Genomic DNA, 14832 nt, shown 5'->3' with positions numbered 1-14832 from the left:
CCGTCACGAGGAGCGGGATCGCGCCGGTGCGGCCGGTCTCGGTGCCGCTCGCCGCGCGCGGGCGGCGCAGGCCCTCCAGCGGGGACCGCGCGCGGGGGGTGTTCACCTTGGGCAGTTCCAGCGCGGAGACGACCGACAGGCAGGCCGCGAACAGGCCCGCCGCGACGTACGACGCGAGGGCCGCCTGGTGCTGGTCGAACCAGGCGACACCGGCGCCCAGCAGGACGTTCACCAGGCCGGCGGCGATCAGGACGGCCGCGCCCAGCGGGATCGCCGCGAAGCTCGTGCGCAGCGAGAGGCGGCGCAGAGCGTCCATGTGGTCCGGGAGCGGGCGGACGGTCGCGCCCTCGGGCGGCGGGGCCGGGAGCAGGGCGGGGGCGGCGCCCTCCCGGGCGATCGTCCACAGCCGCTCGGCGATGCCGGTCACGAAGACCGTCGCCAGCAGGAGCGCCGGCGCGTTGCCCGGGGTCCAGTCGATCCACAGGGGGGCGATGATCAGCAGCACCGCGCGCACGCCGTCCGCACCGGCCATCGTCCAGCGGCGGTCCAGGGGGCCCTCGGCGGACGTCAGCGAGGTCAGGGGGCCGAGGAGGACGGCGCCGAAGAGGACGGTGGCCAGAACTCGTACCCCGAGGACGAGCGCCACGGACAGCGCCATGCCGCGGTATCCGCCGCCCAGCGTCTCCTGAGAGACGGCTGCCTGAAGCACGAGAAAGACCAGCACCAGGACGGCGAGGGCGTCTCCCACCCCGCCCACCAGCTGCGCACTCCACAGCCGCCGCAACTGCGGCTGCCTCAGCAACGCCCGTACGGCACGCTCCCGTGAGTCCACCACCAGGGCGTCGTCCTCTTCCGGGTGAAGGCCCATCGGCTGCTCGGCTCGCGTCATGCTTTCAGCCTATCCGCCCCCACCGACAACCCCATCCCGCTGAACCACCACCCACACACCACCTACGCAGGCGCCCACCAACTCGGGTGGTTTCGGGTGAGCGAAACGCCCCCCACCCGAACCCACCCCCGGAGCCCAGCCGCCCCGCTACTCCCCCGAAGCCGCAGCCTTCTTGGCAGCAACCGTCTTCTTCGCGGCGGTCGTCTTCTTCGCAGCCGTCTTCTTCGCGGCAGCCGTCTTGGTGGCGGCGGCCTTCTTGGCGGGAGCCTTCTTCGCGGGCGCCTTCTTGGCGACCTTCTTCGCCGGTGCCTTGGCCCGCTTCTCGGCGAGGAGTTCGTACCCGCGCTCGGGGGTGATCTCCTCGACGCTGTCGCCGGACCGGAGCGTCGCGTTGGTCTCACCGTCGGTGACGTAGGGCCCGAAGCGGCCGTCCTTGACGACGACGGGCTTCCCGCTGACGGGATCCGCGCCCAGCTCCTTCAGCGGCGGCTTGGCGGCGGCCCGCCCCCGCTGCTTGGGCTGGGAGTAGATCTCCAGCGCCTCTTGGAGGGTGATCGTGAAGAGCTGGTCCTCGGTCTGGAGGGACCGCGAGTCGGTGCCCTTCTTGAGGTACGGCCCGTACCGCCCGTTCTGCGCGGTGATCTCGACGCCCTCGGCGTCCGCACCGACCACGCGGGGCAGCGACATCAGCTTGAGGGCGTCGTCGAGAGTGACGGTGTCGAGGGACATCGACTTGAAGAGCGAGGCGGTCCGCGGCTTCACCGCGTTCTTCCCGGTCTTCGGCGTCCCCTCGGGCAGCACCTCGGTGACGTACGGCCCGTAACGGCCGTCCCGGGCGATGATCTGGTGCCCGGAGACCGGGTCGGTGCCCAGCTCGAAGTCCCCGCTGGGCTTGGCCAGCAGCTCCTCCGCGAGTTCGACGGACAGCTCGTCGGGCGCGAGGTCCTCGGGGATGTCCGCGCGCTGGTGCCCCTCGGAGTCCTTCTCGCCGCGCTCGATGTACGGCCCGTAGCGGCCGACCCGCAGGACGATGCCGTTGTCGACGGGGAACGACGACACCTCGCGCGCGTCGATCGCGCCCAGGTCGGTCACCAGCTCCTTGAGCCCGCCGAGGTGGTCCCCGTCGCCGTTGCCGGCGTCGGCGGCGCCGCCCGCCGCCCCCGCGCCCTCGCCGAAGTAGAACCGCTTCAGCCACGGCACGGACTGCGCCTCACCGCGCGCGATGGCGTCGAGGTCGTCCTCCATCTTGGCGGTGAAGTCGTAGTCGACGAGCCGCCCGAAGTGCTTCTCCAGGAGGTTGACGACGGCGAAGGACAGGAACGACGGGACGAGCGCCGTGCCCTTCTTGAAGACGTAGCCGCGGTCGAGGATGGTGCCGATGATCGACGCGTACGTCGACGGGCGGCCGATCTCGCGCTCTTCGAGCTCCTTGACGAGGGACGCCTCGGTGTAGCGGGCCGGCGGCTTCGTCGCGTGCCCGTCGACCGTGATCTCCTCGGCGGTCAGCGGGTCGCCCTCGGCCACCTGGGGCAGGCGCCGCTCGCGGTCGTCCAGCTCGGCGTTCGGGTCGTCCGCGCCCTCGACGTACGCCTTCAGGAAGCCGTGGAAGGTGATCGTCTTGCCGGAGGCGCTGAACTCGACGTCCCGGCCGTCGGAGGAGGTGCCGCCGATCTTGACGGTGACGCTGTTGCCGGTGGCGTCCTTCATCTGGGAGGCGACCGTGCGCTTCCAGATCAGCTCGTAGAGGCGGAACTGGTCGCCGGTGAGGCCGGTCTCGGCGGGGGTGCGGAAACGATCACCCGAGGGGCGGATCGCCTCGTGCGCCTCCTGCGCGTTCTTGACCTTGCCGGCGTACGTGCGCGGGGCGGAGGGGAGGTAGTCGGCGCCGTACAGCTGCGTGACCTGTGCGCGGGCGGCGGTGACGGCCGTGTCGCTGAGGGTCGTGGAGTCCGTACGCATGTAGGTGATGAAGCCGTTCTCGTACAGCTTCTGGGCCACCTGCATGGTCGCCTTCGCGCCGAAGCCGAGCTTGCGGCTGGCCTCCTGCTGGAGGGTCGTCGTACGGAAGGGGGCGTACGGCGAGCGGCGGTAGGGCTTGGACTCGACGGAGCGGACGGCGAACCGGGTGTCGTCCAGGGCGGCGGCCAGGGCGCGGGCGGTCGCCTCGTCGAGGTGGAGGGTCTGCGCGCTCTTGAGTTGTCCCAGGGAGTCGAAGTCGCGGCCCTGCGCGACCCGCCTGCCGTCGACGGTCTGGAGGCGGGCGACCAGCGACGACGGGTCCGACGAGTCCCCGGCGCGGCCGGTCGCGAAGGTCCCCGTCAGGTCCCAGTACTCAGCAGAACGAAAAGCGATCCGCTCGCGTTCCCGCTCGACGACAAGTCGTGTCGCGACGGACTGGACGCGGCCCGCCGACAGCTTCGGCATGACCTTCTTCCACAGGACCGGCGAGACCTCGTAGCCGTAGAGGCGGTCGAGGATGCGGCGGGTCTCCTGGGCGTCGACGAGCTTCTGGTTGAGCTCGCGCGGGTTCGCGACGGCGGCCTGGATCGCGGCCTTGGTGATCTCGTGGAAGACCATCCGCTTGACCGGGACCTTGGGCTTGAGAACCTCCTGGAGGTGCCAGGCGATCGCCTCGCCCTCCCGGTCCTCATCGGTGGCGAGGAAGAGCTCGTCGGAGTCCTTCAGCAGATCCTTGAGCTTCTTGACCTGGGCCCGCTTGTCGGCGTTGACGACGTAGATGGGCTCGAAGTCGTGCTCGACGTCCACGCCGAGGCGGCGCACCTCGCCGGTGTACTTCTCCGGCACCTCGGCGGCGCCGCTGGGAAGGTCACGAATGTGCCCGACGCTGGCCTCGACGATGTAGCCGGGGCCGAGATAGCCCTTGATCGTCTTCGCCTTGGCGGGCGACTCGACGATGACGAGTCGCCGACCGCCCTTCGCGGTCTCGCTTGTCGGGGACAACTTCGCTCTTCTCTCCGGTCGACGCTGGGGCCTCCCCAGGCTTCGTCCCGGGGCACAGTCATGGTGACGCTGCGGAGTGTGACGGTACATCCCGCCCCCGTGTCAAACGGGAAAAGCCCGCAACGGCCACTCGAACGGTAACCCGACTACCGCCATTCCTGCCGCCCGGAGTGTCGACCGACGGTTTTCCGACGGCCGGGGGCACACCGCCCTCCACGCCGGTACGAGGCTCCCGCGCGGGGTGTCGCCCTGTCCCCGCACGCGTGCGCCCGGCCCCTCTCAGAGCCGCGTGAGGCACCATGCCGCGACGGCGAGCGACGCCACCCCGGCGGCTGTCGCGAACGTCACCGAAAGCCCTTGCCGCACCCCGTGGGCGACCGGCTGCCGCTGGCGCGCGCGTACGGTCGTCCACACCAGCAGTCCGCCCCCGAACAGGGCGAACACCGCCCCCGCGAAGATCGCCGGCCCGCTCTCCATACCCGTCCCCGCCCCCTCGTCCCACCCCACCCGCGCGGGGATTGCGGGGACCCTCCCACGCGCGGACGACACCCCGGCGAACCCGAGGTGAACACGCCCCCGGCACCCCACCGCCCCCTCCGGCGCAGCGCCGCACACGCCGGGCACACACCACCCACGCGCGGGTGACTTTCCAGCCGACTTCGGGAGGGCGGCGAACCGGGGGCCGGGCAAGGCCACGCGCGCGTGGAGGCCGCCCCCGTCACCCTCTGACCGGCTCCAGGAACCCCTGCTCCACCAGCAGCCGGATCTGTGCGGGCGTCCGGTCGCGCAGGACCACCGGGTCCTCGCCGACGAGCTGGGCGATCGCGTCGAGGATCACCCCGGCGCTGAGGGAGCCGTCGCACACGCCGGCGAACCCGGCGCCGACGGTGTCGACCTTGGTGGCCCGGCGCATCCCCCGGTGCTGGCGCAGGACGACGTGTTCGGGGTCGTCGGCGCCGGGCAGGCCGACCTGTTCCTGGACGACCTCGGTGGCGAGCCTGAAGTGGGCGGTGAGGAGGGCGGCGTCGTCGTGGTCGCGGAGGTAGTCGACGCGCTCGAAGTGCGCGTGGATCGCGTCCGCGAGGGGCTGCTCGACGGAGTGCGGCCACTCCTCGACGGTGACGGACGGCTCGGCGGCGGCCGTCTTGCGCAGGGTGATCCAGCCGAACCCGACGGCCCTGACCTTGCGCGCCTCGAACTCGTCCAGCCAGGCGTCGTACCGCGCCTGGTAGTCGGCCGGATCGTCACGGTGGTCGCCCGCGTCGCGCAGCCACAGTTCGGCGTACTGCGTGACGTCCTGGACCTCTCGCTGGACGACCCACGCGTCGCACCCGCGCGGGATCCAGGAGCGCAGCCGGTCCTGCCAGTGCTCGCCCTCGACGTGCTGCCAGTTGGCGAGGAACTGCGCGTACCCGCCGTCGGCGAGCCGCTCCCCGGCGCCCTGGACGAGCGCGCGGCACAGGTCGTCGCCGCCCATCCCGCCGTCCCGGTAGGTCAGCCGGGCGCCGGGGGAGATCACGAAGGGCGGGTTGGAGACGATCAGTTCGTACGACTCGTCGTCCCGCAGCGGCTCGTACAGCGACCCCGCGCGCAGATCGGCGGCGGGGGCGCCGGAGAGCGCGAGGGTGAGCGCGGTGATGTGCAGCGCGCGCGGGTTGAGGTCGGTGGCCGTCACGCGCGTGGCGTGCCGGGAGGCGTGCAGCGCCTGGATGCCGGACCCGGTCCCGAGGTCGAGCGCGGTGGCGACGGGCGTGCGGACGGTGATCCCCGCGAGGGTCGTCGAGGCGCCGCCGACACCGAGGACGACGCCCTCGTCCCGCTTGCCGATCCCGCCGGCCCCGCCGACCGCGCACCCGAGGTCGGAGACGACGAACCAGTCCTCGCCGTCGGGCCCGCCGTACGGGCGGACGTCGACGGTCGCCGCGACCTCGTCGCCCGCGCGCGTCAGCCACCCGCTCTCCACGCACACGTCGACCGGCAGAACGCCCTCCACGCGCGCGTGGAGCACCGGTTGCTGCAACAGAAAGAGCCGCACAAGCGCTTCCAGCGGCGTGTCCCCCCGCGTCGCGCGCAGCGCGGGCACCGTCTCGCTGCGGGCCAGCGCGGCGTACGCGGGGGCACCGAGCAGCTCCAGCAGACCGTCCGCGGTGAAGGAGGCCGCGAGCAGCGCCTCCCGCAGCCGGGCGGTCACATCGGCGTGTTCGGACGAGGGCAGCGGCAACAGGTTGGCTTCACTCACCCACCCATTCTCCCCCGCCCACCTCACTCACGACGGACACACCGGACGCCCCCCTGAGCCGGCCGAGGCGAAGGGCCAGGCCGACAACTCCGCCCACCAGCCGAACCCCTGGGACACCCCGAAACCCAAACCCTTCGCCTTCACAGCCGCCTTCCGCCGAGGCACACCGCTCGACCCGCAGCGCACGGCCCGGCCGACCGCCCCGGAACCACGCCGCCCCAAGGCCCCGCGCACAAGCCCGTCCGGCCCCGGGCACTCGATCGGCACCGGCCCAAGGCCCTGCGGCCCCGCAGAAGCCCGCCCGCGCGGAAGCCCATCCGCACGGCAGCCCCCCACCCGGAAGCCCGTTCCCGACGCCCCTCAGCCCCCCGCAGCCCCGCTGGGCGACGCCGCTCCCCCCGCCGGTTTCGACGCCGACGGTGAGGCCGCCGGGGCCGAAGTGCCGGGTGCCGGGGTGGTGACCGGGTCGATGGACGGCGTCGGGATCGCCGTCTGCCTGCACGTGTCCTGCTCGATCATCGCCCGCTTCACGTCCCCGGTCTCCAGGTCCGTGAGGGCCGTGTCGCTGGTCTTGAGGGCCTTGATGTCGGAGGCGACGGCTTCGAGGCCGACGGCGAACTTGCCCCCGTTCTTGACGTCGAGCGCGTCGGCCTTGGTCTTGAGGCCGGCGTACGACGTGGAGAGCGAGGTGAGCACCTGGACGGCGTTCTGCTGCTTCGTGGCGCCGTTCTCGACCCCAGGAGGCGCCCCGGCGCTGTTGATGGCGTCGGCGAGGCCCTTGTACCCCTCGGCCTGGTCCTGGAACGCCTTGGACAGTGTCTGCTGGACCTCCTTCGGGGGGAGGCCGTTGCTGGAGACCTTCTGGAACGAGGCGCTGGCCGCGTCGATCTTGGCCTTGAGCGCGGGGACGTCCGAGCAGAGCTTGCCTGCCCAGGCGACGAGGTCCTTGTTCACCTCGTCCTTCTTCTCGTTGCTGCACCCCGACAGCGTCAGTATCAGAACCGCACCGCCGGACAGCGCGGCCACGAGCTTCTTGTTCACCGGATCGGTCCCTTCCATGGCTCTCGGCCCCGGAAGATACACGCCACCCGGGAGGGCCGGTTCAGAGGGAACGGACCCTACGGGTGTTATCGGCATATTTGTTCCCGAGTATCGGAGGGAGAGAAGCCTCACGGACGCCGACGGGCGGCCCACGCATCGACCCTGCGCGAACCGCCCGCCCCAAGGGACCACGTTTTGTACAGAACTTACGGAACGACCGCCCTGTGTGGCGTCCCAGCCGCGTCCCCGGCCCCCTCCTCCCCGTCGTCGTCCCCGACGGCGATCCCCCGCCGCTTGGACACGTACACCGCGCCCACGATCACCGCGAGCGCCAGCAGCGCGACCAGCACCCGTACGCCCACGCTCTTGTCCGCGCCGTACGAGAACTTGATCACGGCGGGGGCGATCAGCAGGGAGACCAGGTTCATGACCTTCAGGAGGGGGTTGATGGCAGGACCGGCGGTGTCCTTGAAGGGGTCGCCGACGGTGTCGCCGATGACGGTCGCGGCATGCGCCTCGCTCCCCTTGCCGCCGTGGTGCCCGTCCTCGACGAGCTTCTTGGCGTTGTCCCACGCGCCCCCGGAGTTCGCGAGGAAGACGGCCATCAGCGTCCCCGTCCCGATCGCCCCCGCGAGGTACGCCCCGAGCGCGCCGACGCCGAGCGTGAACCCGACGAAGATGGGCGCCATGACGGCGAGCAGTCCCGGCGTCGTCAGCTCCCGCAGCGCGTCCTTCGTGCAGATGTCGACGACCCGCCCGTACTCGGGTTTCTCGCTGTAGTCCATGATCCCGGGGTGCTCCCGGAACTGCCGCCGCACCTCGAAGACGACCGAACCGGCCGACCGGGACACCGCGTTGATGGCCAGCCCGGAGAACAGGAACACGACGGCCGCGCCCGCGATCAGCCCGACGAGGTTGTTGGGCTGCGAGATGTCCATCATCAGGCTCATCGGCGCCCCGGGCCCGCTGAGCTGCTCCCCGACGTCCCGCGCGCCGGTGGTGATGGCGTCCCGGTACGACCCGAAGAGCGCTGCCGCGGCGAGGACGGCGGTGGCGATGGCGATCCCCTTGGTGATCGCCTTGGTCGTGTTGCCGACGGCGTCGAGGTTGGTGAGCACCTGCGCGCCCGCCCCCTCGACGTCCCCGGACATCTCGGCGATGCCCTGCGCGTTGTCGGAGACCGGCCCGAACGTGTCCATGGCGACGATCACCCCGACGGTCGTCAGCAGCCCCGTCCCCGCCAGCGCGACCGCGAACAGGGCCAGCATGATCGACGTCCCGCCGAGCAGGAACGCCCCGTAGACGCCGAGGCCGATCAGGAGGGCCGTGTAGACGGCGGATTCGAGGCCGATGGAGATCCCGGCGAGGACGACGGTCGCGGGCCCCGTCAGGGACGTCTTGCCGATGTCTCTGACCGGCCGCCGCGTCGTCTCCGTGAAGTACCCGGTGAGCTGCTGGATCAGCGCCGCGAGGACGATCCCGATCGCGACGGCGATCAGCGCGAGGATCCGCGGGTCGCCGCTCTTGCCGCTGATCGCGGTGTCGGTGACGCCGTCCAGGTCGCCGTACGAACCCGGCAGGTACACGAAGACGGCGACGGCGACGAGCGCGAGGGAGATCACGGCCGAGACGAAGAAGCCTCGGTTGATGGCGCTCATGCCGCTGCGGTCGGCGCGGCGGGGGGCCACCGCGAAGATGCCGATCATGGCGGTGAGCACGCCGATCGCCGGGACCAGCAGCGGGAACGCGAGCCCCGCGTCGCCGAAGGCGGCCTTGCCGAGGATCAGCGCGGCGACCAGCGTCACGGCGTACGACTCGAAGAGGTCGGCGGCCATGCCCGCGCAGTCGCCGACGTTGTCGCCCACGTTGTCGGCGATGGTCGCGGCGTTGCGGGGGTCGTCCTCCGGGATGCCCTTCTCGACCTTGCCGACCAGGTCGGCGCCGACGTCGGCGGCCTTGGTGAAGATGCCGCCGCCGACCCTCATGAACATGGCGATGAGGGCCGCGCCGAGACCGAAGCCCTCCAGCACCTTCGGGGCGTCGGCCGCGTAGACGAGGACGACGCAGGAGGCACCGAACAGCCCGAGGCCGACGGTGAACATGCCGACGACCCCGCCGGTACGGAATGCGATCTTCATCGCTCTGTGCGAGACAGCCGTGAGATCTTTCTCCGGCTCCCCCTCGGCCGGAGTCGCTTCTCTGGCCGCCGCCGCGACCCGTACATTGCTGCGCACCGCGAGCCACATACCGATATAACCGGTGGCCGCGGAGAATCCCGCGCCTATCAGAAAGAACAGCGAACGTCCGATCCGCTGATTCCAGTCGTCGGCGGGCAGCAGGAACAAGAGGAAGAACACGATCACCGCGAACACTCCGAGCGTGCGGAGCTGCCTCGCGAGATACGCGTTCGCGCCCTCCTGGACCGCCGCCGCGATCTCCTTCATCCGGCTGGTTCCCTCGCCCGCAGCCAGCACCTGCCGCAGCAGCACCCCCGCGACGACGAGCGCCGCCAGCGCGACGACGGCTATGACCACCACCAGGACACGATTTCCGTCGGTCAGCTCCGCCATTCGTCCTCCTTGACGCTTGGGCTGAGCTCAAAGATGTGGACGGATTGTAGGGACCGGAACCCGATCAATACAGTGCGAGGCATGCAGAATTCGCCTCCACGTCAAGTAATGCGCCGGGAGCATTAAGATTCTTTTGACAAATCCACTGTAATTGTTGATCGTCGTGCCCGCACATGCCGAAGGGCCCCACTCGGGGGCCCTTCAGGTACTGCGCGATGTCACGCCGGCGTGGTAGGCCACGTCATCCGGATGAGGCCCGGGGTGACCTGGACGTCGTCCACGAGCCCGCTGATGACCGCGAGGCCCATGTCGTCCTCCTCGGTGTCACCGCCGGACGCCCCGCCGGGTGCGGCGCTCGGTGCCTCGTCGCCGACCTCGATGGAGAACTGCTTCTCCTCCTCGATCAGCGAGACCATGACCGGCGCGGTGAGCCCGGCGCTCTGGTGGAGCCCGACGGCGCGCGTGCAGGCCTCGCCGACGGCGAGCCGGACCTCGTCCAGTACGGCCTCGTCCACTCCGGCCCTGCGCGCCACCGCTGCCGCCACCAGACGGGCGGTCCTGACGTGCTCGGGCAGCGCGCTGAAGCGGAGCTCAACGGTGGCCATGCGTCCCCCTCGGAACTACGGGCGTGCGTGTGGGAAGGCCGGACCGCCGCTGTCGGCGATCCGGTCCCCCCGGTTGTTCGTCTCTCGTGCCGCTGCGGTCGGTCAGTCGGTGGACTGGACCGCGTCCTCGACCGAGGTGTGGATCGGGAACACCTTGGTGAGGCCGGTGATGCGGAAGATCTTCAGAATGCGCTCCTGGTTGCAGACCAGGCGCAGCGAGCCCTCGTGGGCACGCACACGCTTGAGGCCGCCGACCAGCACGCCGAGCCCGGTGGAGTCGAGGAAGTCCACGCCCTCCATGTCGACGACGAGGTGGAAATTCCCGTCGTTCACCAGCTCGACCAGCTGCTCGCGCAGCTTGGGCGCGGTATATACGTCGATTTCGCCACCGACCTTGACGATCGTGCGATCGCCGATGGTCTCGGTCGACAGGGACAGGTCCACGGATCCTCCAGCACCTTGCTATCGAGCGGTCGCCCCTCGGGACACCTAGGCAGGAGCCCCTGGACGGTTCGCCAGCCGCGATGGCATTCAATCACTTACCGGCAGGCGTGCACGACGCCTTCGCTCCATTGTCCGTCACGCCGGTGACACACTCGGTGCCGATGGCCAAGAATCAGCGATCCGATCGCCCCTCCCCGCAGGCGCTGCTGCGCAGCATCGCCGCCGGGCGGGACCGCGCCTCGCGCATCACCCATACGGAGCACTTGCCCCCGCGCGCGGGCCGTCATGCCGTCTGGCCGCACCGAATCCGCGCGGAGGTGATCTCGGCCGTGCAGGCGTACGGCATCGAACACCCCTGGGCACACCAGGCACTGGCCGCCGAACACGCTCTGGACGGCGAGTCGGTGGTGGTCGCCACGGGCACCGCCTCGGGCAAGTCGCTGGCCTATCTCGTACCGGTCCTCAGCGCCCTCCTGGACGGCTCGGAGGCCCCGAACGGCCGTGGCGCGACGGCCCTCTACCTCGCCCCGACGAAGGCCCTGGCGGCGGACCAGCTCCGTTCGGTGAAGGAACTTTCACAACCTCTCGGCGCTTCGGTGCGTCCTGCTGTGTACGACGGTGACACTCCGGTGGAGGAGCGTGAGTGGGTGAGGCAGTACGGCAACTACGTCCTGACGAACCCGGACATGCTGCACCGCGGCATCCTCCCCTCGCACGCCCGCTGGTCCTCGTTCCTGAAGTCCCTGAAGTACGTCGTGGTGGACGAATGTCACACCTACCGGGGTGTGTTCGGCTCCCACGTCGCCCAGGTCCTGCGCCGCCTGCGGCGGCTGTGCGCCCGCTACGGCTCCTCCCCGGTCTTCCTGCTGGCCTCCGCGACAGCCGCCGAACCCGCCGTCGCCGCCTCCCGGCTGACGGGCCTGCCGGTCGTCGAGGTCGCGGACGACGCCTCCCCGCGCGGCGAGCTGGTCTTCGCCCTGTGGGAGCCGCCGCTGACAGATCTGGAGGGCGAGAAGGGCGCTCCGGTGCGGCGTACGGCGATCGCCGAGACCGCCGACCTGCTGACCGACCTCGCGGTCCAGGGCGCCCGTTCGGTCGCCTTCGTGCGCTCCCGGCGCGGCGCCGAGCTGATCTCCGTCATCGCGCAGGAGCGGCTCGCGGAGGTCGACCGCTCGCTGGCCCGGCGCGTGGCCGCCTACCGGGGCGGCTACCTCCCCGAGGAGCGCCGCGCCCTCGAACAGGCCCTGCACTCCGGCGAACTCCTCGGCCTCGCCGCGACGACGGCCCTGGAGCTGGGCGTGGACGTCTCCGGCCTCGACGCCGTCCTGATCGCCGGGTACCCCGGCACGCGCGCGTCCCTGTGGCAGCAGGCGGGCCGCGCGGGGCGAGGCGGTGAGGGGGCCCTCGCCGTCCTCGTCGCCCGGGACGACCCGCTGGACACGTTCCTCGTCCACCACCCCGAGGCGCTCTTCGACCAACCCGTCGAGTCGACCGTCCTCGACCCCGACAACCCGTACGTCCTCGCGCCCCAGTTGTGCGCCGCCGCCGCGGAACTTCCGCTCACCGAGGACGACTTCGAGCTGTTCGGGCCCTCCGTCAAGGATCTCCTCCCCCAACTGGAGGCGGCCCGCCTCCTGCGCCGGCGCACGAAGGCCTGGCACTGGACACGCCGGGAGCGGGCCGCCGACCTCGCCGACATCCGGGGCGAGGGGGGTACGCCGGTCCAGATCGTCGAGGCCGGTACGGGGCGGCTGCTCGGCACGGTCGACGCCGGGTCCGCGCACACCGCCGTCCACGAGGGGGCCGTCCACCTCCACCAGGGGCGCACGTACCTCGTCCGCTCGCTGGACCTGGACGACTCCACGGCCCTCGTCGAGGAGGCCAACCCGCCGTACTCGACGATCGCCCGGGACACGACGTCCATCGCCGTCCTCTCCACGGACGCCGAGATCCCCTGGGGCGACGGCAAGTTGCACTACGGCTCGGTGGAGGTCACCAACCAGGTCGTCTCGTTCCTCCGCCGCCGGGTCCTGACGGGTGAGGTGCTGGGGGAGACGAAGCTGGACCTCCCGCCGCGCAAACTCCGTACGAGGGCGGTCTGGTGGACGATGACCGAGGACCAGCTGGACCGCGCCAACATCCCCCCGGAGATCCTCGGCGGCGCCCTCCACGCCGCCGAACACGCCTCCATCGGCATGCTCCCCCTCTTCGCGACCTGCGACCGCTGGGACATCGGCGGCGTCTCCATCCCCCTCCACCCGGACACCCTCCTCCCGACCGTCTTCGTCTACGACGGCCACCCCGGCGGCGCCGGCTTCTCCGAACGCGCCTTCCATACGGCGGCCCCTTGGCTGACGGCCACCCTCGAAGCCATCGCCGCTTGCCCCTGCGACACCGGCTGCCCTTCCTGCATCCAGTCCCCCAAGTGCGGCAATGGCAACGAGCCGCTGCACAAGCGGGGGGCGATACGACTGTTGGGGGAGTTGCTTCGGGGGGTGGGGGGTTAGGGGGCTGGGGTGGTTCACGCGCTCTTCGTCCATCGCGACGAACGCGTCGGGGCCGAAAGGAGCACCCTCGTGGGTGTACGGGTACTCGATGCCCAGCGAGGCGAGCACGCGGGCGGGACCAGCCACAACGAACCGACACCCGACCACCGACCCCGGCCCACCACTCCCCCAGGGGCGCGGGGACTGCGCAAAACCCACCACACACCCGCAGCCAACTCCCCACCGCCACCACATCTTTCAGGGGCGCGGGGCTGTACCGATATGCGGCTCCGCCGCGTGGGCGCGACCAGCCACAACGCACCCGCACCTACCCACCTCCCGCACCCTCCTCCACCCCCGCCCGAGCCCGCACCTCCGCCCGAAACACCCCCACCCCCGCCGCCACGGTCAGATCCACCACCTCCCCCACAACCGAACACCGCACCACCCGCCCACCCTGTTCCCGAGCCACCCCCCGAGCCACCTCGCAGGCCACCCCCTCCCCCTCAAGCACCCTCCCCGCAGCGGCCAACGCAGCCAGATCGGCCCCGCCGGCCGCCCGATGCCGTACGACGACCGCCTGTCCCAACGCCAGCACCGCCCCGAACACGACACACAGGACGGCCACCACGACGACCCCCCACACGGTCGCGGACCCCCGATCCCCGGACCGCCTCTTCACTGCTCCACCCCTTCTTCCACCACGGCAACGGCCTCCTCCCGCACCTCGAACGGCAACCCCCCGAACCCGGCCGGCTTGGCGACGACCACGACCCGCACCCGATCCCCCTCCCGCCCGACGGACACCCGCGCCCCCTGAGGCGCGGTGGCCCGGACAACCCGGACCACCACCTCCCCGTCCTCGCCCCGCGCAGCGGCCCGCGCGCCCGCACTCGCCGCATCCACGCACCGGATCTGCACGACGACCGCCAGCAGCCCCCACACCAGCGCCATCGCGAACGCGACGAGCACCGGCAACACCACCGCCGCCTCCGCAGTCACGAACCCCCGATCGCCACCCCGCTCACACCGCCGCACTGAGCGCCCTCGAAACGATCGCCGCCAGTTGCTCGGACACGGCCCCACTGGTCACCACCTTGTAGAGCACCATCGCGAACGCCACGGCGGCCAGAATCCCGACGGCGTACTCCGAGGTGGCCATCCCGGCGTCCCGCCCCCGCCCCCGAGCCCGCACCCGACACCCCACGACCCGCACCCGAGCCCACACCGTCCGACACACCCCGACACCCATCACGCCCCACCTCTCACGAACGACCGCACCAGACATCACTGACCTCACCTCTCCACTCACGACGTCCAACTCCCGATCCACAGCTGTCACTTCTCGACTCTCAGACCACAGCTCCCACCTCCACCCCGGCCCCGTCTCAACCGCCCACCACCCCTCCCGCCAGCCCGACCATCACCGGCACCACCCCCACCACCACGAACGCCGGCAGAAAGCACAGCCCCACCGGAGCCGTCACCATCACCCCGGCCCGCCGGGCCCGCGCGGTGGCCGCCCGCAACCGCTCGGCCCGAGCATCCGCAGCCACCCGCGCCACCGGCCCCGCCGCAGGCAGCCCCGACACGTCCG

Annotated in this window: 12 protein-coding genes and 1 pseudogene; 1 reads left to right on the top strand and 12 read right to left on the bottom strand. The window is 71.3% G+C overall.

Features of this window, described 5'->3' with window-relative positions; translation table 11 throughout:
* From ACVNF4_RS21660 to ACVNF4_RS21625, 8 genes are all read right to left on the bottom strand, one after another.
* The coding region (locus ACVNF4_RS21660; protein ID WP_461804519.1) for an MFS transporter at positions 1-889 on the bottom strand (889 nt) is incomplete at its 3' end.
* A 147-nt stretch (positions 890-1036) separates the two neighbouring features.
* Positions 1037-3850 carry a type I DNA topoisomerase gene (gene topA / locus ACVNF4_RS21655; RefSeq protein WP_461804518.1) on the bottom strand — a complete coding sequence of 938 codons (2814 nt, stop codon included), beginning with the start codon at positions 3848-3850 and terminating at the stop codon, positions 1037-1039.
* A gap of 279 nt (positions 3851-4129) precedes the next feature.
* Positions 4130-4327: a hypothetical protein gene (locus ACVNF4_RS21650; protein ID WP_461804517.1), complete on the bottom strand. Its 198-nt coding sequence runs from the start codon at positions 4325-4327 to the stop codon at positions 4130-4132.
* Positions 4328-4568: 241 nt separating this feature from the next.
* Complete coding sequence (locus ACVNF4_RS21645) at positions 4569-6089, bottom strand: DUF7059 domain-containing protein (RefSeq protein WP_461804516.1); 1521 nt, start codon at positions 6087-6089, stop codon at positions 4569-4571.
* 360 nt (positions 6090-6449) lie between these two features.
* Positions 6450-7130 carry a small secreted protein gene (locus tag ACVNF4_RS21640; protein WP_461804515.1) on the bottom strand — a complete coding sequence of 227 codons (681 nt, stop codon included), beginning with the start codon at positions 7128-7130 and terminating at the stop codon, positions 6450-6452.
* Positions 7131-7336: 206 nt separating this feature from the next.
* Positions 7337-9700, bottom strand: coding sequence for a sodium-translocating pyrophosphatase (locus ACVNF4_RS21635; RefSeq protein WP_461804514.1), 2364 nt, complete (start codon positions 9698-9700; stop codon positions 7337-7339).
* Between the two features lie 218 nt (positions 9701-9918).
* A complete protein-coding gene (locus tag ACVNF4_RS21630) occupies positions 9919-10305 on the bottom strand; it encodes an ATP-binding protein (RefSeq protein WP_461804513.1) in 387 nt (128 codons plus the stop codon).
* Between the two features lie 102 nt (positions 10306-10407).
* Entirely contained in the window at positions 10408-10749 is a 342-nt protein-coding gene (locus ACVNF4_RS21625; RefSeq protein WP_461804512.1) for an STAS domain-containing protein, read from the bottom strand.
* A gap of 80 nt (positions 10750-10829) precedes the next feature.
* Between ACVNF4_RS21625 and ACVNF4_RS21620 the strand changes: the two genes are divergently transcribed.
* Complete coding sequence (locus ACVNF4_RS21620; protein WP_461804511.1) at positions 10830-13256, top strand: DEAD/DEAH box helicase; 2427 nt, start codon at positions 10830-10832, stop codon at positions 13254-13256.
* 307 nt (positions 13257-13563) lie between these two features.
* Here ACVNF4_RS21620 and ACVNF4_RS21615 read toward each other — a convergent pair whose 3' ends face one another.
* From ACVNF4_RS21615 to ACVNF4_RS21600, 4 genes and pseudogenes are all read right to left on the bottom strand, one after another.
* On the bottom strand, positions 13564-13917 hold the full coding sequence (locus ACVNF4_RS21615; RefSeq protein WP_461804510.1) for an Rv3654c family TadE-like protein: 354 nt from the start codon (positions 13915-13917) through the stop codon (positions 13564-13566).
* Positions 13914-14273 carry a TadE family type IV pilus minor pilin gene (locus ACVNF4_RS21610; RefSeq protein ID WP_461804509.1) on the bottom strand — a complete coding sequence of 120 codons (360 nt, stop codon included), beginning with the start codon at positions 14271-14273 and terminating at the stop codon, positions 13914-13916. The genes ACVNF4_RS21615 and ACVNF4_RS21610 overlap by 4 nt, the downstream gene beginning before the upstream one ends.
* Entirely contained in the window at positions 14260-14487 is a 228-nt protein-coding gene (locus tag ACVNF4_RS21605; RefSeq protein ID WP_461804508.1) for a DUF4244 domain-containing protein, read from the bottom strand. Before ACVNF4_RS21605 ends, ACVNF4_RS21610 begins: the two co-directional genes overlap by 14 nt.
* Before the next feature lie 136 nt (positions 14488-14623).
* Positions 14624-14832, bottom strand: a pseudogene (locus tag ACVNF4_RS21600) (type II secretion system F family protein); the annotation flags it as partial.

This window comes from Streptomyces sp. S6, assembly GCF_054880855.1.
This window is presented reverse-complemented; position numbering and strand designations above follow the sequence as displayed.

Bases quoted from the DNA above. Each gene is read 5' to 3' on its own strand.
- ACVNF4_RS21650 (WP_461804517.1), bottom strand. From the start codon at position 4,327: ATGGAGAGCGGGCCGGCGATCTTCGCGGGGGCGGTGTTCGCCCTGTTC.
- ACVNF4_RS21635 (WP_461804514.1), bottom strand. From the start codon at position 9,700: ATGGCGGAGCTGACCGACGGAAATCGTGTCCTGGTGGTGGTCATAGCC.
- ACVNF4_RS21630 (WP_461804513.1), bottom strand. From the start codon at position 10,305: ATGGCCACCGTTGAGCTCCGCTTCAGCGCGCTGCCCGAGCACGTCAGG.
- ACVNF4_RS21620 (WP_461804511.1), top strand. From the start codon at position 10,830: ATGGCATTCAATCACTTACCGGCAGGCGTGCACGACGCCTTCGCTCCA.
- ACVNF4_RS21605 (WP_461804508.1), bottom strand. From the start codon at position 14,487: ATGGGTGTCGGGGTGTGTCGGACGGTGTGGGCTCGGGTGCGGGTCGTG.